General features: G+C 71.0%; 15 protein-coding genes and 1 tRNA gene. 3 read left to right on the forward strand and 13 right to left on the reverse strand.

Annotation, left to right across the window (positions count from 1 at the left end; genetic code table 11):
* Together prfA and rho are read right to left on the reverse strand one after the other, a co-directional pair.
* The gene (gene prfA / locus AB5G72_RS10120; protein WP_067718354.1) at positions 1-1,086 is read right to left on the reverse strand and encodes a peptide chain release factor 1; all 1,086 of its coding nucleotides are present in this window, start codon (positions 1,084-1,086) and stop codon (positions 1-3) included.
* Positions 1,083-3,083 carry a transcription termination factor Rho gene (gene rho / locus AB5G72_RS10125; protein WP_120283600.1) on the reverse strand — a complete coding sequence of 667 codons (2,001 nt, stop codon included), beginning with the start codon at positions 3,081-3,083 and terminating at the stop codon, positions 1,083-1,085. The genes prfA and rho overlap by 4 nt, the downstream gene beginning before the upstream one ends.
* Positions 3,084-3,516: 433 nt before the next feature.
* Between rho and AB5G72_RS10130 the strand changes: the two genes are divergently transcribed.
* Positions 3,517-5,178, forward strand: a complete 1,662-nt coding sequence (locus AB5G72_RS10130; protein ID WP_440219797.1) for a long-chain-fatty-acid--CoA ligase — start codon at positions 3,517-3,519, stop codon at positions 5,176-5,178.
* A 64-nt stretch (positions 5,179-5,242) separates the two neighbouring features.
* On the opposite strand, the gene thrB is transcribed toward AB5G72_RS10130, so the two are convergent.
* Genes thrB through argS form a run of 5 tightly spaced genes read right to left on the reverse strand, consistent with a single transcriptional unit; the run spans position 5,243 to position 11,697 of the window.
* The gene (thrB, locus tag AB5G72_RS10135; protein WP_120283601.1) at positions 5,243-6,205 is read right to left on the reverse strand and encodes a homoserine kinase; all 963 of its coding nucleotides are present in this window, start codon (positions 6,203-6,205) and stop codon (positions 5,243-5,245) included.
* Complete coding sequence (gene thrC / locus AB5G72_RS10140) at positions 6,202-7,284, reverse strand: threonine synthase (RefSeq protein WP_120283603.1); 1,083 nt, start codon at positions 7,282-7,284, stop codon at positions 6,202-6,204. The genes thrB and thrC overlap by 4 nt, the downstream gene beginning before the upstream one ends.
* Positions 7,281-8,633 (reverse strand): homoserine dehydrogenase, encoded by a 1,353-nt coding sequence (locus tag AB5G72_RS10145; RefSeq protein ID WP_067718363.1) that lies wholly within the window; start codon positions 8,631-8,633, stop codon positions 7,281-7,283. The genes thrC and AB5G72_RS10145 overlap by 4 nt, the downstream gene beginning before the upstream one ends.
* Positions 8,630-10,048 carry a diaminopimelate decarboxylase gene (gene lysA / locus AB5G72_RS10150; RefSeq protein ID WP_120283607.1) on the reverse strand — a complete coding sequence of 473 codons (1,419 nt, stop codon included), beginning with the start codon at positions 10,046-10,048 and terminating at the stop codon, positions 8,630-8,632. The genes AB5G72_RS10145 and lysA overlap by 4 nt, the downstream gene beginning before the upstream one ends.
* Positions 10,045-11,697 (reverse strand): arginine--tRNA ligase, encoded by a 1,653-nt coding sequence (argS, locus tag AB5G72_RS10155; protein WP_120283609.1) that lies wholly within the window; start codon positions 11,695-11,697, stop codon positions 10,045-10,047. The genes lysA and argS overlap by 4 nt, the downstream gene beginning before the upstream one ends.
* Positions 11,698-11,890: 193 nt before the next feature.
* On the opposite strand from argS, the gene AB5G72_RS10160 reads away from it, so the two are divergent.
* Positions 11,891-11,963: transfer RNA gene (locus tag AB5G72_RS10160), tRNA-Arg, on the forward strand.
* Positions 11,964-12,024: 61 nt separating this feature from the next.
* Here AB5G72_RS10160 and AB5G72_RS10165 read toward each other — a convergent pair.
* From AB5G72_RS10165 to AB5G72_RS10185, 5 genes are all read right to left on the reverse strand, one after another.
* Complete coding sequence (locus AB5G72_RS10165) at positions 12,025-12,504, reverse strand: MarR family winged helix-turn-helix transcriptional regulator (RefSeq protein ID WP_235027941.1); 480 nt, start codon at positions 12,502-12,504, stop codon at positions 12,025-12,027.
* A 76-nt stretch (positions 12,505-12,580) separates the two neighbouring features.
* Positions 12,581-15,217 (reverse strand): AAA family ATPase, encoded by a 2,637-nt coding sequence (locus AB5G72_RS10170; protein ID WP_440219798.1) that lies wholly within the window; start codon positions 15,215-15,217, stop codon positions 12,581-12,583.
* A complete protein-coding gene (locus tag AB5G72_RS10175) occupies positions 15,214-16,401 on the reverse strand; it encodes a metallophosphoesterase family protein (RefSeq protein ID WP_440219799.1) in 1,188 nt (395 codons plus the stop codon). The genes AB5G72_RS10170 and AB5G72_RS10175 overlap by 4 nt, the downstream gene beginning before the upstream one ends.
* A 50-nt stretch (positions 16,402-16,451) precedes the next feature.
* Entirely contained in the window at positions 16,452-17,207 is a 756-nt protein-coding gene (locus AB5G72_RS10180) for a hypothetical protein (protein WP_154827865.1), read from the reverse strand.
* A complete protein-coding gene (locus AB5G72_RS10185; protein ID WP_440219800.1) occupies positions 17,204-20,092 on the reverse strand; it encodes a DEAD/DEAH box helicase in 2,889 nt (962 codons plus the stop codon). The genes AB5G72_RS10180 and AB5G72_RS10185 overlap by 4 nt, the downstream gene beginning before the upstream one ends.
* 157 nt (positions 20,093-20,249) lie before the next feature.
* On the opposite strand from AB5G72_RS10185, the gene AB5G72_RS10190 reads away from it, so the two are divergent.
* Entirely contained in the window at positions 20,250-21,005 is a 756-nt protein-coding gene (locus AB5G72_RS10190) for an HNH endonuclease family protein (RefSeq protein WP_206472388.1), read from the forward strand.
* A 9-nt stretch (positions 21,006-21,014) separates the two neighbouring features.
* On the opposite strand, the gene AB5G72_RS10195 is transcribed toward AB5G72_RS10190, so the two are convergent.
* Positions 21,015-23,027 carry a DEAD/DEAH box helicase gene (locus AB5G72_RS10195; RefSeq protein ID WP_440219801.1) on the reverse strand — a complete coding sequence of 671 codons (2,013 nt, stop codon included), beginning with the start codon at positions 23,025-23,027 and terminating at the stop codon, positions 21,015-21,017.
* Positions 23,028-23,031 lie beyond the last annotated feature (4 nt).

The following is a 23,031-nucleotide window of genomic DNA, read 5'->3' on the forward strand; positions in this document are numbered from 1 at the left end:
CTAGGCCTCTTCCATTCGTCGCCGCCGTTCCTCGGTGGCGAGGGCGTCGAGCACCGCGTCGAGGTCCCCGTCGAGCACCGCGTCGAGGTTGTGCGCCTTGAAACCCACCCGGTGGTCGGCGATGCGGTTCTCCGGGAAGTTGTAGGTGCGGATGCGCTCCGACCGGTCGACGGTGCGGACCTGGGTGGCCCGGCCTTCAGACGCCTCGGCGTTGGCGGCCTCCTCGGCGGCGGCCTGGAGTCGCGCCGCGAGCACCTGCAACGCGCGTTGCTTGTTCTGCAGCTGACTGCGTTCGTTCTGACACGTGACGACCGTGCCGGTGGGCAGGTGGGTGATCCGCACCGCGGAGTCGGTGGTGTTGACGCCCTGCCCGCCCTTGCCGGATGAGCGGTAGACGTCGATGCGCAGGTCGGACTCGTCGATCTCGACCGGACCCACGTCCTCGGGCTCCGGGTAGACGAACACGCCCGCGGCCGAGGTGTGGACCCGGCCCTGGGACTCGGTGACCGGCACCCGCTGGACCCGGTGCACCCCGCCCTCGAACTTGAGGCGGGACCACACCCCGTCGCGAGACGGCTGGCGAGCCCGGATGGAGAAGGTCGCGTCCTTGTACCCGCCGAGGTCGGACTCCGTGAGGCCGAGGACCTCGATCACCCATCCGTGTTTCTCGGCGTACCGCGTGTACATGCGGGCGAGGTCGGCGGCGAACAGTGCGGACTCCTCGCCGCCCTCCCCCGACTTGATCTCCATGACCACGTCGTCCGCATCGTGTGGGTCGCGGGGCGCCAGCAGGTCGGCCAGGCGGGTCTCGAGCTCGGCCGCCTCAGCCTCCAGCTCCTCGGCCTCCCCGGCGAACGAGGAATCGTCGCCGGCGAGCTCCCGCGCCGCGGCGGCGTCCTCGCGCGTGGACACCAGCGCACGGTGACACTGCACGATAGGGGTGAGCTCGGCGAAGCGTTTGCCCACCCGGCGGGCGGCGGTGGCGTCCTCGTGCAGAGCGGGGTCGGACAACTGCGTCTCGAGGCCCCCGTACTCGGCCAGGACGTCGTCGATCGAGGACGGCGACCGTCCCTCGCTCCCGGTCACTCCTCGTCCTGCGGCAGGGTGGGCGTCGTCTTGGCCACCTGCAGCAGGAATTCGTAGTTGTTGTTGGTCTTGCGCAACTGCGACATGAGCAGGTCGATGGCCTGGTGGGAGTCCAGCCCCGAGAGCACGCGGCGCAACTTGTGCATGATCCCGGCTTCCTCGGGGGTCATGAGCAGCTCTTCCTTGCGCGTCCCCGAGGGTCCCACGTCGACCGCGGGGAACACCCGCCGCTCGGCGATGCGACGGTCCAGTTTGAGCTCGGCGTTGCCGGTGCCCTTGAACTCCTCGAAGATCACCGTGTCGCCGGCCGAGCCGGTCTCCACCATCGCGGTGGAGATGATCGTCAGCGATCCACCGTTCTCGATGTTGCGCGCCGCGCCGAGGAACCGCTTGGGCGGGTACAGGGCCGTGGAGTCGACGCCGCCGGACAGGATGCGACCCGAGGCGGGCGAGGAGTTGTTGTAGGCGCGGCCGAGTCGCGTGATGGAGTCGAGGAGGACGACGACGTCCTGCCCCATCTCCACCAGACGCTTGGCCCGCTCGATCGCGAGCTCCGCGACCTGGGTGTGGTCCGACGGCGGACGGTCGAAGGTCGAGGCGATGACCTCGCCCTTCACCGAACGCTGCATGTCGGTGACCTCCTCCGGCCGCTCGTCTACGAGGACGACCATGAGGTGGCACTCCGGGTTGTTGACCGCGATCGAGTTGGCGATGTTCTGCAGGATCGTGGTCTTACCGGCCTTGGGCGGGGAGACGATCAGCGCGCGCTGCCCCTTGCCGATCGGCATGATCAGGTCGATCACGCGGGTCGAGATGATGTTCTTCTCGGTCTCGAGGCGCAGCCGCTGGTTGGGGTACAGCGGGGTGAGCTTCGCGAAGTCCGGGCGGTTGCGAACCTGGTCCACCGGGCCACCGTTGACGGTGTCGATGCGAACCAGCGGGTTGAACTTCTGACGGTTCTTGCCGCCACCCTGGCCCCCGCCGCCGCCTTGGCCGCCGCCCTGGCCGTCGTTCTGGCCGTCGCGGGGCATCTTCACCGCGCCGGTGATCGCGTCACCGCGACGCAGGCCGTGACGACGGATCATGTTCATGGAGACGTAGACGTCGTTGGGTCCCGCGAGGTAGCCGGACGTGCGGACGAACGCGTAGTTGTCCAGCACGTCGAGGATGCCCGCGACCGGCTGCAGGACGTCGTCGTCCCGCACCTCCGTCTCACCCTCGGCCGGGCGCCCCCCGCCGCGATTGCGCTCGCGACGGCGGCGGCTGCGACGGCCGCGGCCCCCTCCGTCGTCATCACGGTTCTGACCGTCACCGCGGGGACCGTTGTCGCCGCCGCCCTGGTCGGACTGGTCGTTGCGGCCGCTCTGCTGATCGCGGTTGCCGCCCTGGTTGCCCTGGTCGTTGCGCCCGCCCTGCTGATCGCGGTTGCCGCCCTGGTTGCCCTGGTCGTTGCGCCCGCCCTGCTGATCGCGGTTGCGGCCGCCCTGCTGATCCCGGTTCTGCTGGTTACGCCCCTGACGCTGCCCGCCACCGCGGTTGCCATCCTCGCGACGGGAGCGGTCCCCCTGGCGACCGGAGTCGGAGTCATCCGACCCGCCCCGGGGGTTCTCCGCACCGCCCCCGGCCCTGTCGCCACGATCCCGTCGGCCGGACTCGGTCTGCGGGGCGGGCGCCCCGCTCCGTGCAGACGCCTCGTCTCGTGCAGACGCCTCATCGCGGTCCGGCGTCTTCTCCGGAGCCGACTCGGCCTTCGCCGCAGGCTCGTCGGCCACCGCGGGTTCGGTTTTCGGGGCGGGCGCGGTCTTCGGGGCGGGCTCACGGGCCGGCGCGGGCCTGCCACCCCGGGCGCCCTCGATCATCGCGACGAGGTCGCCCTTGCGCTTACCCGACAGGCCTTTGAGGCCCATCTGCTGGGCCAGCGACTTGAGGTCGTTCAGGCGCATCGCCGACAGCGAGGCACCCTGTGCTGGCGTGGAAGTGGTGTCCGTCGAGGTCACGGGGATCCTTTCTGGGCCCGGGGCCGGGGCGGTGTACGCCGCCTCGCATCGAGCAGGTGTCCGGGAAGCGGACTCGGCGTCCCGGGGTGGCCGCTGGGGCCTTCCGTGGCGGCAACGTGGCCGGACACGGATCTTTCGTCTGAGGGGGATCCTCGTGAGGGGAGAACCGCTCGATAGTGGGGATCCCTGTACGCCACTCGCCGATCGGCCTGTCCCACCGAGTCCGATCCACACCACACCGACCTAGTGCGGAGGGTGCTGCGAGGATTGACTCGGAATGCTGGGACGACCGGGCGCCCGTGGCTGGGTGCAAGCATACTACTCTGTGGCCGATCGCGCGCAGGTCCCCCTTCCGCGAGTCGCGACTGGCGCTCACCGCGTCGGATGCGGGCGGTAACGTACAGCACACGACAAGGGCCACACGACCTCGGAGGTGACCGTGCTCGGAACGATGCTGGACACGCCACTGCTCGTGTCCCGGATCCTCGAGCACGCGGCGGAACGACACGGTGGGTCCACTGTCACCGGATTCGTCGGCGACCTGGAACCCCGCCCGGTCAGGTATGACGTCGTGGCCTCCCGCGCGGCCGCCACCGCGCACGCCCTCGCCGGGCTCGGGGTACGACCCGGCGATGTGGTGGGCATCCTGTCCGGCAGCCGCACCGAGGTCGTCGAGGCGATGTTCGCCCTCCCCGCGATGGGCGCGGTCGCCCTCCCGGTGAACGTCCTCCGCTCGCGGGAGTTCATGCTCTCCGTCCTGAGCGACAACCGGGTGTCGGTCGTACTCGTCGACCCGGAGCTGCTCTCCTCGGTACTCCCGGTGGCCGCGCAGCTCGATTCGCTGCGCCACCTCGTCGTCGTCGACGGTCAGGTACCCCCAGACCTCGGCGAGCTCGATGCCGACGTCCACGCCCTCGAGACCCTCCTCGACGGCCAACCCACCACCTACCCGTGGCCCGACCTCGATGAACGCTCCGCCGCGGCGATCGCCTACACCTCCGGCACCACCGGCGCGTCCAAGGGCGTCGCCTACACCCACCGGTCCATCTGGCTGCACTCCATGCAGATGTCCATGGCCGAGAGCGCGGCCCTGCGCAGCGGCGACACCGTCCTGACCACCGTGCCGATGTACCACGTCATGTCCTGGGGGCTGCCGTACGCCGCCTTCATGACCGGCGCCGGCCTCATCACCGCGCGACCACGGCCCGGCCGGGTGCTCACCACCGGCCACGACATGGCCGACCTGCTGCGCACATACAGGCCGAACAAGATGGCCACCACACCGGCCACCCTCCAACGGCTACTCCGGCGGCTGGAGAACCATCCGCAATCGATCGCGCATCTCAGCGAGGTCTTCGTCGGCGGATCACCCGTCCCCGAGGCCCTGTTCGACGCGTTCGTCGAGCGTCACGGGGTCACGATCATGCAGGCCTACGGACTCACCGAGTCCAGCCCCATCGCGACGTTCGCGCGACCGGACCCCCACTCCTCCGCGACCCGGCGACGCGCACAGATGCTCGGTCAGGGACGGTTCCCCGCCGGAGTGAAGGCACGCATCGTGGACGGCGGCCGGGTCCAGCACAACGACGGGTGGTCCGTCGGCGAACTCCAGATCCGCGGCCCGTGGGTGACGGCCCGCTACCTCGGCGACGAGGCCTCCGATCGCTTCGTCGACGGATGGCTACGCACCGGGGACGTGGCCAGCATCTCCCCCAAGGGCTACCTCGACGTGGTGGACCGGGTCGACGACATCATCGCCTCCGGCGGTGAACTGATCTCGACGGTCGAACTCGAACACGCGGTCCTGCTCGACGACCGGGTCGCAGAGGTGGCCGTGGTCGGTGTCCCGGACGAACGCTGGGGCAACCGGCCGCTCGTCCTGGTCCAGCTCAAGACCGGGGCGACCGCGTCCGCCCGCGCCCTCTGGGAGGGTCTCGAGGGCGTCGTGGAGAACTGGAAGCGCCCGGATCACTGGGCTTTCGTCGACCACATCCCGCAGACCACGGTCGGCAAGTTCGACAAGATCAGGATCCGGGCGCGCCACGCCGCGGGGGACTACGAGGTCACCACGATCGCCCCGGGGGCGTCCGACTGAATCCCTCCGACGGGGTCTCGAAGGGACGCTCTACCGATCGGACGGGGCGTCGCCCGACCGGGTGTCAGTCTCCGGCCACGACCCGGGCACCGTCCGCGATCTGCAGGTCCAGCACCGTCCATCCCTGCGCCGCGGCATCGGCGCGCAGGTCGGTCGGCAACCCGTCGGTGCCCAACACCAGCACGGTCGGGCCGGCGCCGGAGACCGTCGCCGCGAGACCCCGCTCACGCAGTCTGGTGACCCACTCGGTGGTGCCGACCAGGGCCGGGGCCCGGTAGGACTGGTGGAGCCGATCCTCGGTCGCGGCCAGCAGGAACTCCGGATGGGCCGCGAGCGCGACCGACATCAGCGCGGCGCGGCTCGCGTTGAAGGCCGCGTCCTCGTGCGGGACGGTGGCCGGGAGCAGGCCGCGGGTCTGCGCGGTCGACGACGTCTCGGACGGCACCAGAACGGTGGCGACGATCGAGGGATCCACCTCCATGCGGACCGCACGGTAGTGCACGCCGGTCGCCGAGCGCTCCGTCCACGACACCACGACCCCGCCGAGGACACTGGCCGCCGCGTTGTCCGGGTGGCCCTCGAACTCGCTCGAGAGCTGGACCAGGTGGTCGTTCGTCAGCACCCCGCCCATCAGACCGTTCGCCGCGACCAGTCCGCCGACCGCGGCGGACGCCGACGACCCGAGACCGCGGGAGTGCGGGATCGCGTTCCGGCAGGAGATCCGTACGCCCGGCACACCCACACCACCGGCACGCAGCCCGGCCTCGACGGCCTTGGCCACCAGGTGCGAGGCGTCCTCGGGAACCTGACCGGCGCCCTCCCCCGACACCTCCAGCTCGAGGCCGGAGTCGATCGTGGTCACCGTGATCGTGTCGTACAGCCCCAGGGCCACCCCGAGCGCGTCGAAACCCGGCCCGAGGTTCGCGCTGGACGCCGGTACCTCGATCGTGACCGTGCGCCCGACCGGCAGGATGTGCCCACCCGAGCTGCCGAAGACCTCCGGGCCGGGACCGCTCACCTCGCTCACTGCAGGCCGAGGGCGCCGGCGACGGCCGACGGATCCACCGGGATGGCCTCGACCTCGGGCATCCCCAGCAGGGCGGTGTCGGGGTCCTTGAGTCCGTTGCCGGTCACGGTGCACACGATGGTCTGTCCCGCCTCCAGCTCACCGCCCGCGTGCGCGTCGAGCAACCCCGCCACCGAGGCCGCGGAGGCGGGCTCGACATAGACGGCATCCTTGCCTGCGACCATGCGGTACGCCTCGAGGATCTGCTCGTCGGTGCGCTTGCGGAACGTCCCCCCGGACTCGTCGCGGGCGGTCACCGCGCCGTTCCACGACGCCGGGGAGCCGATCCGGATGGCGGTGGCGATGGTCTCGGGGTTCTTGACCGGGGCGCCGTCGACCAGCGGTGCGGCGCCGGCGGCCTGCACACCCATCATCCGCGGGCGGGACGAGATGATCCCGTCGGCGTGGTACTCGGTGTAACCCTTCCAGTACGCGGTGATGTTGCCCGCGTTGCCGACGGGCAGGAAGTGCAGGTCGGGGGCGCGCCCGAGAACATCGACGATCTCGAACGCCGCCGTCTTCTGTCCCTCGATCCGGACCGGGTTGACCGAGTTGACCAACCCGATCTCGGCGTAGGTGGCGGTGGTCTTGCGGGCCAACTCCAGGCAGTCGTCGAAGTTGCCGTCGACCTGGATGATGGTGGCCCCGTGCATCACGGCCTGGGCGAGCTTGCCGGCGGCGATCTTGCCCTGCGGGATGAGCACGGCGCACTCCATCCCGGCACGGGTGGCAAAGGCGGCCGCCGATGCGGACGTGTTGCCAGTCGACGCGCAGAGGACGGCCTTCTGGCCGCGAGCCTTGGCATCCGTCACCGCCATCGTCATGCCCCGGTCCTTGAAGGATCCGGTCGGGTTGAGGCCCTCGACCTTGAGGTACACCTCGCAACCCGTCACGGCGGACAGGTGGGTCGCGCGAATGAGCGGGGTCCCGCCCTCGTAGAGCGTCACCGGCTCCCAGTCGTCCCCGATCGGGAGTCGGTCGCGGTAGGCCTCGATGAGGCCGGGCCACCGGCTGTGCACGGGCTGGTGGGTGTTGCTCATTCGGTGTCCACTCCCTCGAGACGGATGACGCTGGTGATGGCCGTGACGGCGTCCTGATCCGACAGTGCTGCCACGGTGTCGGAGAGCGCGCGCTCCGACGCCCGGTGGGTCAGGACGGTGAGCTCCGCGGAGGGCTCGACATCGTCGAGCTCGGTCTCCGGCAGTTCGACCTCGGTCTGTCGCACCTGTGCGATGGAGACGCCGTGCCGCGAGAACTCGGCGGCGACGAGGGCGAGCACGCCCGGCTTGTCGGCGACCCGCATGCGCACGTGATAGCGCGTCGAGATCTCGTCCATGGAGGCGACCGGAAGAGCGGCGTACGTCGACTCCCCCGGGGCGCGACCCGCACCGACCTTGTTGCGGGCGGCGGCGACCATGTCGCCCAGGACCGCGGAGGCGGTCGGGGAACCTCCCGCACCCTGACCGTAGAACATGAGTCGACCGGCGGCCTCCGCCTCGACGACGACGGCGTTGAACGCCCCGTTCACCGTCGCGAGCGGGTGGGTGTTGGGCAGCAGCGCCGGGTACACGCGCGCCGACACGGCCTCGGACCCGTCCGACTGGGTGAGCTTCTCGCAGATGGCGAGCAGCTTGATGGTGCAGTCCATGTCGCGGGCCGACTCGAAGTCGTCCGGCGAGATCCGCGAGATGCCCTCGCGGTAGACATCCCCGGCGGTGACGCGGCTGTGGAACGCGATCGACGCGAGGATGGCGGCCTTGGCGGCCGCGTCATACCCCTCGACATCGGCCGTGGGGTCGGCCTCGGCGTACCCGAGACGGGAGGCCTCCGCGAGGGTCTCCGAGTAGTCGGCCCCGGTCGAACCCATCTCCGACAGGATGTAGTTGGTGGTGCCGTTGACGATCCCCAGCACGCGCTCCACCTGGTCGCCGGCCATCGATCGGCGCAGCGGGCCGATCACCGGGATAGCACCGGCCACGGCCGCCTCGAAGTACAGATCGGTGTGCGTGGAGTCGGCCACCGCCGCCAGTTCGTCCGTGTACTCCGCGAGCAGCGCCTTGTTGGCCGTCACCACGGCCTTGCCGTGACGCAGCGCCTCGAGGAGGAGCGGACGCGGCACGTCGATGCCGCCCATGAGCTCCACGACGACGTCGACGTCGTCGCGCGCGACCAACGACGACGGGTCCGCGGTGAGCAGGTCCGGATCGAGCCCGCGATCCTTGGTGAGATCGCGCACCGCCACGCCGCGGAGGGCCAGGGGCGCGCCGATGCGGGCCGCCAGTGCGTCGGCGTTCTCGGTCATGTAGCGGATGACCTCGGATCCGACGGTGCCCATCCCGAGCACCGCCACCCCCACGGGTCGCACGCCTGACGCGCTTGCGTCGCTCACTGTCCCACCTCCAGGCTCGTCAGATCGTCCAGGGTCTCACGGCGCAGCACCAATCGTGCCCGCCCGTCGCGCACCGCCACCACGGCGGGTCGCCCGATCATGTTGTATCGGCTCGACATGGAGTAGCAGTATGCGCCCGTGGCCGCGACGGCCACCAGGTCACCGCCACCCACGTCCTCCGGCATCCACAGGTCGCGCACCACCACGTCGCCGCTCTCGCAGTGTTTGCCGACCAGCCTGGACACCACCGGCTCGGCGTCTGACGAGCGTCCCACCAGCCGGGCGTCGTAGACGGCGTCGTACAGGGCCGTGCGGATGTTGTCACTCATCCCACCGTCGACACTGATGTAGCGCCGGTTCTCCCCGCCCGCGAGCTCGACGTCCTTGACCACGCCCACCTCGTACAGCGTGACCGTGCCCGGGCCGGCGATGGCACGACCGGGCTCGACGACCAGCGTCGGCGGGACGAGCCCGGCATCCCGGGCGAAACCCTCGACGATCTCCCGCAGGGACGCCGCCAACTGGGCCACCGGCGGCGGATCGTCCGACGAGACGTAGCTGATGCCGAGACCGCCGCCGAGATCGAGGTGGTCGAGCTGAGCTGTCCGCTCGGCGCCGAACTCGTCGACGATCTCGCGCAGCAGTCCGATCACCCGTCGCGCCGCGAGTTCGAACCCGTCGATGTCGAAGATCTGGGACCCGATGTGACTGTGCAGCCCGGTCAGCCGGATGTTCGGCGCGTCGAACACCGCGCGGACGGCCTGCATTGCCGCACCGCCCGCGAGCGAGAAGCCGAACTTCTGGTCCTCGTGGGCGGTCGCGATGAACTCGTGGGTGTGGGCCTCGACACCGACCGTGACCCGGATGAACACGTCCTGGACGACGCCCTCCTCACCGGCGATCCGGTCGAGCATCTCGATCTCCGACATCGCGTCGATCACGACGTGGGCGACGCCACTGCGGACGGCCAGGCGCAGCTCGTCCGCTGACTTGTTGTTTCCGTGGACGGTGATCCGTTCGGGCGGGAACCCGGCCCTCAGCGCGATCGCGAGCTCGCCGCCCGAGGCGACGTCCAGCCCCAGCCCCTCCTCGGCGACCCAGCGAGCAGTCTCCGTGGTCAGGAACGCCTTGGATGCGTAGTGCACGCGGTCCGCCCCGCCGAACGCCTCCGCCATCTCGCGGCACCGGGAGCGGAAATCGTCCTCGTCGATCACGAACAGTGGCGTACCGAACTCCGCGGCGAGCTCGCCCGCGGTGACACCCGCGAACTCCACCACTCCGTCGTCGCGCCGGTCGGCACCGCGTGGCCACACGGAGGGCGCCAGTGCCATGATGTCGTTCGCGTCGGCGGGCCGCTCACCGATCCCCGGCGCGTGCGGGACCTCGTGCCGGGCCCCGGCGGGGTGGGCGCTCACATCTTCTCCGGTGCGCTGACGCCGATCAGGCGGAGTCCGTTCGCGAGGGTCTGCCGGGTGGCCGTACTCAACGCGAACCGGGCGGCGTGCAGCGGGCCCGGCTCCTCGTCACCCATCGGCAGCACACGACAGGTGTCGTAGAAGCGGTGATACGCGGCGGCCAACTCCTCGAGGTAGCGCGCGATACGGTGGGGCTCGCGCAGGTCCGCGGCGCTGGCGACGACCCGGGGGAATTCACCGATGGTGCGGATGAGCGCACCCTCCCGGTCCTCGGTGAGCAGCGCCAGGTCCGCGCCCTCGGGGGTGACCCCCAGATCGGCGGCGTTGCGCGCCAGGGAGCAGAGACGGGCGTGCGCGTACTGCACGTAGAAGACGGGGTTGTCGTTCGTCGCCGACGTCCACAGCGCCAGGTCGATGTCCATCGTCTGGTCGACCGAGGACCGGATCAGCGCGTACCGCGCGGCATCGACGCCGATGGCGTCGACGAGGTCGTCGAGCGTGATGACGGTTCCCGCCCGCTTGCTCATCTTGACCGGGGCGCCGTCCCTGACGAGGTTGACCATCTGACCGATGAGCACCTCGATCGTCGCCGGGTCATCGCCCAGGGCCGCTGCGGCGGCCTTGAGCCGGGCGATGTACCCGTGGTGGTCGGCTCCCAACATGTAGATGCACAGGTCGAAGCCGCGTTCGCGCTTGTCGAGGAAGTAGGCGATGTCACCGGCGATGTAGGCGGCGTCGCCGTCGGACTTGAGAACCACGCGGTCCTTGTCGTCACCGAACGCGGTGGACCGGAGCCACCAGGCGCCCTCGGATTCGTAGAGGTTCCCGTTGCCCTTGAGCGTCTCGATCGCGCGGTCCACCGCACCGGAGGTGAACATCGAGTTCTCGTGGGTGTAGACGTCGAAGACGGTTCCGAACTCGGCCAGCGAGTTCTTGATGTGGCTGAACATCAGGTCCACGCCGACCGCTCGGAACGTCTCGAGGGCCTCGGACTCCGGCTGCTCCAGCACGTCCGGGTGCTCGGCGACCACGTTCGACGCGATGTCCTGGATGTACGCCCCCGCGTAGCCGTCCTCGGGGGTCACCTCGCCGCGAGCAGCCGCGGCCAGCGAACGGCTGAAGCGGTCGATCTGCGCACCGTGGTCGTTGAAGTAGTACTCGCGCGTGACCGCTGCGCCGGAGGCCTCGAGCACACGACCGAGGGCGTCACCGACCGCCGCCCAGCGTGTTCCGCCCAGGTGGATGGGCCCGGTGGGGTTCGCGGAGACGAACTCCAGGTTCACCCGGCGGCCGGCCATCGCGTCCCCGTTGCCGTACTCCTCGCCCGCGGAGAGCACGGTGGCGACGAGCGAGCCCTGGGCCCCGGAATCGAGACGGATGTTGAGGAACCCCGGTCCGGCGATCTCGGCCGAGGCCACGCCCGGGTCGGCCACCAGCGCGGTCGCGAGATCCTGCGCCAGTTCGCGAGGGGCCGACCCCACCTTCTTGGCCAGTTGGAGAGCGATGTTCGTCGCGTAGTCCCCGTGCTCGGGGTTGCGCGGCCGCTCCACCGTCACCGACTCCGGAACGACCGACGTGTCGGCCCCGCGGTCGGCGAGAACGGAGATGAGGGCGGCGCGGATGACGGCGGCGAGATCGGCGGGAGTCACGTCTTCCTATCCTAGGTGTCGGCACGTCGCGGGGGGAATCGGACGTCTGTCCGGGCGACCCGTCCGGGCCCCGACGGGCCCGATGCGGCCCTGCCTGACCGCCGGTGCTACGATCAGTCTCGCTGTTCGAGCGATCCCCGCCAGTGCGGGGTGTCCGCTGGAGCGGCCTCCGGCCCGTGAGGGTCGGTATCCCGCCCTCGTAGCTCAGGGGATAGAGCGTTGGTTTCCGGTACCAAAGGTCAGGGGTTCGATTCCCTTCGGGGGCACAAGCGAAATGAGAAGGGCCCGGGCGGTTGCCCGGGCCCTTCTCGTCTCTCCCGCTCCGCGTCAGGTGGGCCGGGTGATTCCGTCCACCTCACCGATGCGGTCGACGACTCGCTCGTAGATGTCGGTGAGTGCGAGTACCTCGTGCTCGGAGAGCACGTCGATGAACAACTCCCGGACCTTCTCGACGTGCTTGGGGGCCACTGACGCGATCGCCTGGGCGCCCGCCTCGGTGAGGGTGACGACGGTCCCGCGACCGTCCTCCGCGCATTCTCCCTTGGCCACCAGGCCGCGCCCCTCCATACGCCGGACCTGGTGAGAGACCCGGCTGCGGTCCCAGCCGAGTGCGGCGCCGAGTTCCCTCGCCCGGAGTCCCCGGTTGTCGGCCTCACTGAGGCTCACCAGAACCGAGTAATCGGATTGAGACATCGAGGCGTCCCGCTGGAGTTGGCGCTCCATGGCGAGTTCGAGCAGTTGGTTCACATCGCGGTACCGGCGCCACATGCGCTGCTCGTCATCGCTCAACCAGCGTGTCTCCGTCATGGGGCTATTAGAGCACGACGACCCACTCGGCATTCCTCCACCACCGCTCCGGGGCGCCCACCGCCGTCAACGGCGTTCACTCGCGATCGGCGCAAGACCTCTGCATGACGTGGGTGTGTGCGCCCCCGATACCCGCGAACCGGGCGCGGTCGCACGTGAGCACGATGACCTGTGACGTCGCCGCAGCCGCGGCGATGACCGCTCCCATGGCGAGTCGGCGAGAGGGATCCGTATAGCCCATGGTGTCGTCGAGGAAAACGGGGACGCCGTCGTCACCGACGAGTCGCGCACAGGCGATCCGGACGATCACCGCCAACTGCTCCCTGGCGCCCCCGGACAGCGATTCGTAGTCGACGGTCACATCACCGACCCGCCTGGACAGGATGGTCAGATCCTCGCCGAGCCTCACGTCGAAGTCACGCCCGTACACGAGTGAACCGAGTTCGACGACCGCCCTGTGGAACGGGGCCTGGTACGCGAGCAGCGCCTCCGATCGACGCGCCGCGAGTGTGCGGTGGAGCAGGTCCGCCGCACGGGCTCGGCGCCACAGCGCTGCGTTCTCCCTCTCCGCCGCCTCAAGTTCGCGCTCGGCGGAAGCGACCCCCTCGAGCCGGCCCTGGTCGCCGATCGCGTTGACCCGGCCCATCGACGTGGCGACGGCAGCAGCCGATTCGCGTTCCTCGGCGGCCAGTGAGGACAGTGAGGCCCGGGCGTTGTCCAGCAGACCGGGCGGCGCGTCGGCGAGCGCCTCGTCCAATTCCGCCTTCGCCTCCCGTGCCTTCTCACGGGCGGTCTCTGCCCGGAGGCGCGCCTCCCCCGCCCTCTCCTCGAGGCTGAGATCCGGGGCGGCGTCACGCGCGGCCGACAGCGCCTCCCCGCACTCACCGTGCCGGCCGGCTGCCTCGTCTGCCAGTGCGATACGGGTCGCGTACTCGGTGCGGAGTGTTTCGGCCTCGGCGGATGCGGCGCGATCCTCCGCCCTGCAGCGGACGACCGATTCCTCCGCGGCGGCGTACTCGGTCTCCGGATCGCCCTCCCCCTCCGCGACGGCCCCGCCTTCCCGCCCCTCCGCGACCTGGCCGGACGGCACGGTCCCGGCCGGGACCCGTGAGCGCAGGTCGTCCCGCCTCGCGGTGAGATCATCCGCCGTCTCGCCGCCGAGGAGGTCCGATCGCCGTCGACGCAGTGCCTCGATCTCGGCACGCAGGGCGCCCGCCCGCCGGGAGCGTTCCTCCGCCTCCGTGGGGTTCTCCACACCGAGCTCCGCGAGAAGGTGGTCCAGCCGGAGGCGAGCGGACTGCTCGTCCCTTCGGACGGAGTCCGTGTCACCCGCGGGGACGACAGTCAGGGAGACCGTCCCGACCTCGAAGACGGTGTCCTCCACGATCTCGTGCGTCCACCCCGCAGAGGCGTCGAGTCCCTCCCCTCCGACCCGGAACTCGCCCTCACCGGTGATCTCCACCCGGGGAGCACTGGCTGCGGACCGGATGACGGCCTCCCGCAGCGTCTCGTCCGCGCGGCGGATGGCGTCGACCGAGTCATCGGCGACGTCGACCGCGGCGAGCTCCGCCTCCTTGCGGCGCAGCTCGTCCCCCACCTCTGTCAGGATCCCGAGGAGTCGTTCCAGGTGCTCGAGGTCCGCACGCCTGCGGTCGCCCTCCTCGACCGCGCGTGCGGCATCGAGGCGGGTGCGGGCCCGGATCACTCGCTTCTCCGCCGCCTCCAGTTCGGCCCTCGCCCGACGGGCCCGCTGCTGGGCGGGTTCCAGCCTCTCGGCCGCGGTGGCGGCGGCCGCCCGCAGATCGGTCTCCCTCCGCTGTTCGGCCATCGCCCTGTCGATGAGTTCCCGACGCTCCCGTTGCTCGCGCAGCGCGGCGTCATGCGCGGCCACCGCCCGGTCGACCTCGGCATCGGCGGATGCGCTGACCCCTCTGAGGTCCGCGACTGCCCGGCCCGCGGCCTCGAGACGCCCGACTTCCTTCTCGAGCGTGGCGAGCGAGTCGAGTCGCGCGCGGTGGACGGCGGACCGGGCTTCGTGGTCCGCGACCGCCGCGTCGAGTTCCGAGTGCCGGGCCCGTGCCTCGGACAGCGCGGCCCGCGCCTCGATGAGCCGGGACTCCGACCGCGCCAGGTCGCCGGTCGGCTCGCCCCGCCGCGCAGTGAGATAGCGATTGCGTTCCTCGGCGACGCGCTCGACCAGCGAGTCGTCGCCGGTCGGGTCCTCACCGCCCGCCGCGGCGTCCAACGCGCGGCGGAGAGAGTCCATACCCTTGGCCGCATCGACCTGGCCCAGAGGTTCGTCCTGGGCTATGCGCAGGGCGCGCCACAGTGACCTGTCGACCTGACGGTCCAACAGGTCGCGAACGAAGTCGTGGGCGTCGTCTCCGGCCATCGCCGTGCGTGCCGATCCCGGAAACTCGAGGGAGGTGCGTTTGCCGCGGACGAACTCCTTGCGGTAGCGCATCCGTTCGCCGTCGACGGAAAACTCGGCCTCCACCACCACGGGGACGTCCCTGCCGACAGGGCTGGCGGCCTTGATCTCGGCACGCCCGGACGAGGCCTTGTGCTCGAGAAGCATCTCCAGGGCGTCCATGAGGCTGGTCTTCCCCGACTCGTTGGGGCCCTCGATCACCAGCACCCCACGCGGGGGCAGGTCGACCTCCTCGCGCACCACCCCGCGGAAGTCCTCGATCGTCAACCGGTGCAGGATCATCGCGTTCCCCCGTCCACGAGCCGGTACAGCAAGCTCAGGGCGTGCCCGGCGTCCTCGGCGTCCACCCCGCCGGTGGCCGCCATGTCGACGAGGTCCGCGACCGCGCGGCCCGCGTACCCGTCCACGAGATCCGTGAAGTCCGAGTCCTCCGCGCGGACCACGAGGTGGGTGCGTGACTGGCGCAGGTACGCGGAGGCGAACACCGCGTCCCAGGTCTCCAGGAGCGCATCGATCCGCGCGCGCAGGGCCACCCCGACGGTGCCGGTCAGCCCGAGCTTCAACACGGTGCGCGGCTTGTCCTGCACCGCCTCGATCCGCTCGGCGAGGGAGTCGAGGTCCCCGTCCGTATCAATCTCCGCGTCCACCGCCAGGAAGGACCACCGGCCCGTCGCCAGCGGGGTGACCTCGCACGCTCGCCTCTCGCCCGACGGATCTCTCCCACCGAGCTCGACCAGCAGGACGTTGCCGGAGTCTTTCTCCACGTCGTCGAAGTCCGTGGTCTCCGGACTCCCCGAGAACCAGATGCGCCCGCCGGAGCCCACGCGGGTAACCGAGTGCCTGTCCCCGAGCGCCACGTAGTCCAGGCGGCGGGACTCGATCGCCTCCTCGAGCGAAGCCACGGCGATCGCCTCGACCGACGGGGAGTGCCCGCCGTAGATCTCGTCGGTACCCCCGTGCGCCACGAGGACCCGCACGGAGTCAGTGGGTTCGAGAGACGCGAGAAGCGCCGGTAACCGCGAGGGGTCCGGGCGCTTGGACGTCCACGGGACGCCGACCACCTCGACGCCGGGGACGACCTCGACCGGGCCCGAACCGTCGAGGACCACGACGGCCCCGCCCTCGAGCGCCGGGGAGAAGTCCCTGCACCGGAACACCGAGGACACGTCCAGTGGGTCGTGGTTGCCCGGCAGCACCAGCACCGGCACCGGGAACGCGGACAGGGCCTCGACCGCGCGGAGTACCACCGACCGGGGCACCGCGTTGTCCTCGAACACGTCGCCCGCGACCACCACGAACTGTGCCCCGTGTCGTTCGGCCCACCCACCGAGTGCCTCCACGGCCGCGAGCCTGTCCGCCGTGAAGACGGCCTGGGACTCGTCTCCGAGGAACCGCCGGGTCATACCGAGCTGCCAATCGGCTGAGTGGAGGAATCGGATGGCGTCGCCGTCCCGTGGGTTGGTCATGGCCGCATCGTAGGACGCGGGTCCGACAGGCTACGCATCGGCGGCCCGCCTCACCGCGGTCGGTACCGGCCGAACGCGTCGAGGAAGTCCTCGAGGTCCGCCACCACCCGGAGTTGCTCGAGCGCGTCGTTGGTCGCCGCCGCGGCGAGCCTGCGGGTGACGGGCGCGTCCAGCAGGTCCTCGAGACCGGCCGGTCCGGGTGCCGGCGACGACGGCAGGATCGGCTCACCACCCCACAGCGCTTCCTCCACGTCGAAGGACACCTCGTCGTCGTCCCCTCCGCCCCGGAGGACGGCGCCGAGTTGCTCGGGTCGCAGACCCCTGAGCTCGAACAACACCTCCGGCCGGGAGTCCCACCACTCGACCATGATGTAGGCGGCCGCCAGCACGTGTCGGCAGGGGCCGGGTTGCACCGGACAGTGGCAGGTGAACGCGGTTGCCCCGTGCACCGCGGGCAGGAGGAGGAACCCGACGGTGTCGGAGAAGTCCCCGGCCAGGGCGCCGAGCACGCCCCGTTCCTCCCGCCTGAGGGCGGTGCGCAGGGCATCGGAGTCGGTGTCGTCAAGCGGGGCGAACGTGAACTCCACTGTGAAGGGTTCCGGTCTGCTCCCGTCGACGTCGATCCGGACCGACCGGCCCGAGTGGTGCAGGGAGAGGACCTTGTCCTTGCGGGCGTCCTGTCGGGCCATGTGGGCGTCACCCCGGGAGACCCCGGATTCGATGTCACTCGCCCAGCGTCTGCTCCACATGTGTGCGCCGAACTGCCCGGCCCGGGACCTCGCCCGGATGCCCGCTTCGCCGCTCACGGTTCGTCCCGCCCCACGTCGGTGAACTCGACGAGTGCCGCCAGGTCCGCGTCCGCGAGCTCGGTCAGCGCGCCTGCCAACGGTCCCAGCGTCAACTCCGCGAGGTCCCGCTTGGCTTCGAGGAGTTCGTCGATACGGTCCTCGACCGTGCCCGGTGCGACGAGCGTGCGCACCTGGACCACCCGGGTCTGGCCGATGCGGTGGACCCGGTCGGTGGCCTGGTTCTCCACCGCCGGGTTCCACCAGCGATCCAGGTGTACGACGTGGTTGGCCTCGGTGAGGGTCAGTCCGGTCCCTCCCGCGCGTAGCGACGCGAGCATCACCGGTGGGCCGTGCGATGCCTGGAACTCCTCGACCATCTGAGCCCGTCCGGCGGCGGTGACCCCGCCGTGCAGGAATGGCACGGCGGTGGCGGCCCGACGCTCGAGTAGGGGCAGGATCAGATCGCCGAACGCCCGGTACTGGGTGAACAGCAGCACCTTCTCCCCCGCGTCGAGGATCTCGGTGAGGACCTCGTCGAGTGCGGCGAGTTTGCCCGAACGGTGGCGGCCGCCGCGCAGGAGTGCGGACCCGTCCCCGAGGTAGTGGGCGGGGTGGTTGCACACCTGCTTCAGGGCTGTGAGCCCCGAGAGGATGGCGCCCTTGCGGGCGGCCCCCTCGGACTCCTTGACCTGTTCCATCATGTCCTCGACGACCGCCCGGTACAGGGTCGCCTGCTCACGGGTCAGGGGCGAATCGACCCTGATGTGTTGCTTGTCCGGGAGATCGGCGACCACGCGGGGGTCGGATTTGAGGCGGCGCAGCACGAACGGTGCGGCGAGTGCCCGGAGCCTCGATGCCGCGGCCTCGTCGCGGTGGGACTCGATGGGGATCGCGAACCGGGCACGGAAGGTGCTGGCCGAACCCAACATCCCCGGATTGGCGAAGTCCAGGACGGCGCGGAGCTCGTCCAACCGGTTCTCCACCGGTGTCCCGGTCAGCGCGATCCGGTGCTCCGCCGGGATCGAGACGACGGCGCGCGCGACCGAGGTGGAGGGGTTCTTGATGGTCTGCGCCTCGTCGGCGACCAACCGCCGCCAGGCCACCCGGGCGAGGAGTTCCGCGTCCCGGGACGCCGTCCCGTAGGAGGTCAGCACGAGGTCGGCGGCTCCGAGTAGTGTGGCCGCGTCGTCACCCCGTTCGCGGGCCGGTCCGTGATGGACGTGGATCCGCAGCTCCGGGGCGAACGTCGCCGACTCCCGGGCCCAGGTGGCCACCAGGGTAAGCGGCGCCACGACGAGAGTGGGGCCGGTCCGGCCCGCCGCGTGCTCGGACGCGGTGAGCGCGAGCACCTGCATGGTCTTTCCGAGCCCCATATCATCGGCCAGCACCGCGCCGACATCGGCGCTGGAGAGCGCGGTCAACCACCGCACCCCCTCCAGTTGGTACGGACGGAGCGCGGCGCGGAACCAGGGTGGGAGGTCGACCGGGATCGACGACGACGAGGGGATCCAGTCGATGGTCGTGGGCGCCTCCACCTCGACGCCCTCGCCTTCCTCGGACATCAGGGCGGCGACCAGTGCGGGTGCCGTGACCCGCCCCCCGCGCCGCGCGGCGAGGAAGCGGGCCGCCCGACGCAGTGCACCGGGGTCCGCCCGGACCCATTGTCCGCGGAGCTTGACCAGATCGGACGCGGCGTCGAGGAGCATCTGGGCCTCGGCGGGGTCGAGGGGGACGTCGTCGACGACCATCTCCCAGTTCACGTCCGCCAGCTGATCGAGCCCGAGCCGGCGACCCGAGTCGACGTTCTCGGTGCCCGGCTCCTTGACCGCGACCCGGACGGCGGTCCGCACCCTGGTCCAGGCTCGTGGCAGGAGGATCTCGACACCTCTCCCCCGTAGTGCCTCCACCCCCTCGTCGACCAACTGCACCACCAGGTCGGTGGGCATCATCAGGTCCGGACTGCCGGCGGTGTGGGTGGCACGCCCCAGCGGTGGCCACGACCGGACCGCCCGGTCGACGACGTCGCGCACCGCGTCACCCACGGCCGACGCATCGGGCAGCTCGGTGAAGGGCCGAAGGGAATCGATGCCCGTGCGCACCAGCGTCTCCAGCCGCCACAGGATCTCCCCGGGCGCGGCGTGCCCGGCCCCGCCGTCGGAATCGCCCGGGCCCTCGTCGTCACCGCCGGTCGGCTCGACGATCCGGAACACCACCTCGACGTCCCGTGCCGCCGCCGCCCGTCCGAATTCGCCGATCGCTTCCGCCAACGCCTGGCCCCCGGACGTCACGCCCCCGCCCGTGATCAAGGCCGTGCCCAGGTCGCTCCGGCGATTGCCCGCCAGGGGCGCCAGGGCCATCCGCGCGTGCTGGTCCGCCAGGGCGGCGAGTAGTCGGTCGAGGTCCTCGCGGTTCGCCACCAGCCCGTGGCACCGGGACAGGCTCTCCGCTGCCCACGCCGACACCACGGGTGAGGCGGCGAGGGTCCATGACGCGTCCCATGCGCCCTCCGAACGGCCGAGGACGGGGACGACGTGCCCCGCACGCACGAAGGCGGCCACGCCCGACGAGAGCGCCGCGAGGGCCCGCAGCCCGGATCCGACCCAGTGGTCGGTGGCGTCGACCATCCCGCACAGATCCACCGCCGCGCCGACCGAGACCCGGATCCCCGGCACCGTCGCGGTCCGGACCCGGCCCTCGACCGGGGCACGAACCCCGATCCGGTGCGTCAGCGAGTAGCGCTCCAGGAACCGGATCACCTCCGGCGGGGCTCCGACCCGGCCCACAGCCGTGACCTCGGCGGCGGGGGCGATCGATACCGGCCTACGCAATCCCGTCTCGCACCACAAGCCGACGACCCCGGACTGCCACACGGCGTGTAGTCGGGGTGCGGCGGTCGGGGTCACGTGCACATGTAAGCACGTGGGTCCGACAGCGGGCCGGCGTGCTCCCCTGAGAGGTACGGGCGAGGCCGCTGTCCACAGGCGCCCACCTGTCCACAGTCCCGCCCTGCCGACCCCCTCGGCGGGCGGGAGCCGGCGACCCCCGCGTCAGACTCGAGGCGTGAGCCATGATCCCCGTACCCGGAGGCACCTTGCTGGCCGAGTCGTGCCGCCGCCCGCACCCCGGGCGCTCGCCCTGGCCCTCGTCGTGCTCGGCGTGCTCGCCGCCGTGTGGTGGTCCGGCCAACCGCCCCGCTCCGTCCCGGGCAGCCCACCGCGGGACGCGGTGGGGGCACTGCTCGACGCGGTCGAGGTGGTGGAGTCGCGGAACCCCGCTCCCGGGTACGAGCGGGACTGCTCGGGCGCGTCAGGGTGCGTGTTCGGCCCGGCCTGGAGTGACACGACCGGGGCGCCGGGGGCCGGAAACGGGTGCTCCACCCGTCACGATGTCCTGGCCCGCGACCTCGTCGGCGGCACCAGGACACCCGGGGCACGGTGCGAGGTGTCTGGCGGAGTCCTGACCGATCCGTACACCGGCAGGCTCGTCGACGCGGGCACCACGGGGGTGCGCGGCATCCACGTCGACCACGTCTACCCGCTCTCGGCGGCGTGGGACCTGGGGGCGTGGTCGTGGCCGGCCGGGCGCCGTGCCGCGTTCGCCAACGACATCGACCGGAACCTGCTCGCCGTCACAGCGTCGGTCAACACCGGCAAGAGCGACTCGACCCCGGCGGACTGGCTACCCCCGGATCCCGGTCGACACTGCTTCTACGCCTCCCGGTACCTCACCGCGGCCGTCGCCTACGGCCTGCCGGTGACGAGGGCCGACCATGACGCTCTCGCCGGTGCGGTCCGGCGGTGCCCGACCGGCCCGTAGGGCCCGGCGTCAGTGGCGGTCCGGGCCCCCGCCGGAACGCCCGCGGAACCCGCCACCGCGGCGGTCGTCGTCACCGCGGCGGAAGCCCCCACGGTCGTCGCGCTTCTCGTCACGGCCGCCGTGCCGGTCACCACGGTCACCTCGGTCGCCACGGTCATCGCGACGGGGTCCGCCGCCACGCGGCTTGCCGCCCCTGTCGTCCCGGAACGACGACGGACGACCCGACGGAGCGCCGGAGTCGGGGCGGATGTCGATCTCGGAACCCCCGACCCGGATTCCCTTCATCGAGTTGAGCTGGTCCGCGGGGAGATCCGCCGGCAGCTCGACGATCGAGTGGTCGAACCGGATCGAGATGCGTCCGATGTCACCGCCCCGGAGCCCGGCCTCGTTGGCCAGGGCGCCCATGATCGAGCCGGGCTTGACGTTGTTCCGCTTACCCACGGCGATCCGGTACTGCCCCATGTTCTTCCCCGACCGCGACGGACGCGGCCCGTCCGAGAAGTCGCGTGCCGGCCGCTCGCGACGGTCGTCCCGGCGCGGCGGGCGCTCGGGCTCCCGCATGAGGAAGTCGTCCGAGTTCCGCGACTGGGTCGCCAGAGCGGCGGCGATGTCGGACATCGAGACCGAGTGCTCGGAGGCGTACTCCTCCACCAGTCGGCGGAAGAGCGCGATGCTCGGGTCCTCGAGGCTCTCGGTGATCGACTGTGCGAACTTGGCCATCCGCATCTCGTTGACGTCGTCCACGCTCGGGAGCTGGATCTCGGTCAACGGTTGGCGGGTGGCCCGCTCGATCTGGGAGAGGAGCCGGCGCTCGCGCGGGGTGACGAAGAGCAGCGCCTCACCGCTCCTACCGGCGCGACCGGTCCGGCCGATCCGGTGGATGTAGGACTCGGTGTCGTGCGGGATATCGTAGTTGACGACATGGCTGATCCGGGGGACGTCGAGACCCCGGGCGGCCACGTCGGTGGCGACGAGGATGTCCGTGCGACCGTCCTTCAGCGCCTCGATCGTGCGCTCACGCAGGTTCTGCGGGATGTCGCCGTTGATGGGCGCGGCGGAGAACCCCCGTGCACGGAGTCGCTCTGCCAGCTCCTCGGTGGCGGACTTCGTCCGGACGAACAGGATCATCGCGTCGAAGTCCTCGACCTCGAAGATCCTCGTCAGAGCGTCGAGCTTGTCCCGGTGGTTGACCAGGACGTAGCGCTGCGTGATGTTCGGCGCGGTCGACGTCTTCGACGCCACCTTCACCTCGGTCGGATTGGTGAGGTACTTCTGCGAGATCCGCCGGATGGCGGCGGGCATGGTCGCCGAGAACAGGGCCACCTGGGTCGTCTCCGGGGTGTCCGACAGGATCCGCTCGACGTCCTCCTGGAACCCCATCGCGAGCATCTCGTCGGCCTCGTCCAGGACGAGGTGCCGCAGACCCGACAGGTCCAACGTGCCCTTCTTCAGGTGATCGATCACACGCCCCGGGGTGCCGACGATGATCTGCGCACCGCGCCGCAGCCCCGAGAGCTGGATGCCGTAGGCCTGCCCGCCGTAGATGGGCAGGACGTTCACCTGCGGCATGTTCGCCGAGTACGTGACACAGGCCTCGGCGACCTGGAGGGCGAGCTCTCGGGTCGGCGCCAGGATGAGGGCCTGGGGGCTCTTCACCGCCGGGTCGATCAGCGACAGGATGGGCAGCGCGAACGCGGCGGTCTTACCGGTGCCGGTCTGTGCCAGGCCGACCACGTCACGCCCCTCGAGGACCAGCGGGATCGTCGCGGCCTGGATGGCGGAGGGGACTTCGTAACCCACGTCCCTGACCGCCTGCGCGACCGCGGGGGCCAGCCCCATGTCGGCGAACGTCACCTCGGGCTCGTCCTCACCGCCGGCTGCAGGGGCGGCGGCGCCGGTGCGCGCGGGCGCGGCCGTGTCCGCAGCGCCGCTGTCCGCGGCGGAGGCTGGTTCGGGATTGCTGGCGTCGGTGTCGACCTCGTCGCCGGCGGTGGCGGTACGGTCCTCGTCGTTGTTCTCCATGAGG

It is taken from the genome of Dietzia sp. MNB45, from assembly GCF_051994785.1.
Taxonomy (GTDB): Bacteria; Actinomycetota; Actinomycetes; order Mycobacteriales; family Mycobacteriaceae; genus Dietzia; species Dietzia kunjamensis.

Bases quoted from the DNA above. Each gene is read 5' to 3' on its own strand.
- thrC (WP_120283603.1), bottom strand. From the start codon at position 7,284: ATGAGCAACACCCACCAGCCCGTGCACAGCCGGTGGCCCGGCCTCATC.
- AB5G72_RS10165 (WP_235027941.1), bottom strand. From the start codon at position 12,504: ATGACGGAGACACGCTGGTTGAGCGATGACGAGCAGCGCATGTGGCGC.
- AB5G72_RS10170 (WP_440219798.1), bottom strand. From the start codon at position 15,217: ATGATCCTGCACCGGTTGACGATCGAGGACTTCCGCGGGGTGGTGCGC.
- AB5G72_RS10175 (WP_440219799.1), bottom strand. From the start codon at position 16,401: ATGACCAACCCACGGGACGGCGACGCCATCCGATTCCTCCACTCAGCC.
- AB5G72_RS10195 (WP_440219801.1), bottom strand. From the start codon at position 23,027: ATGGAGAACAACGACGAGGACCGTACCGCCACCGCCGGCGACGAGGTC.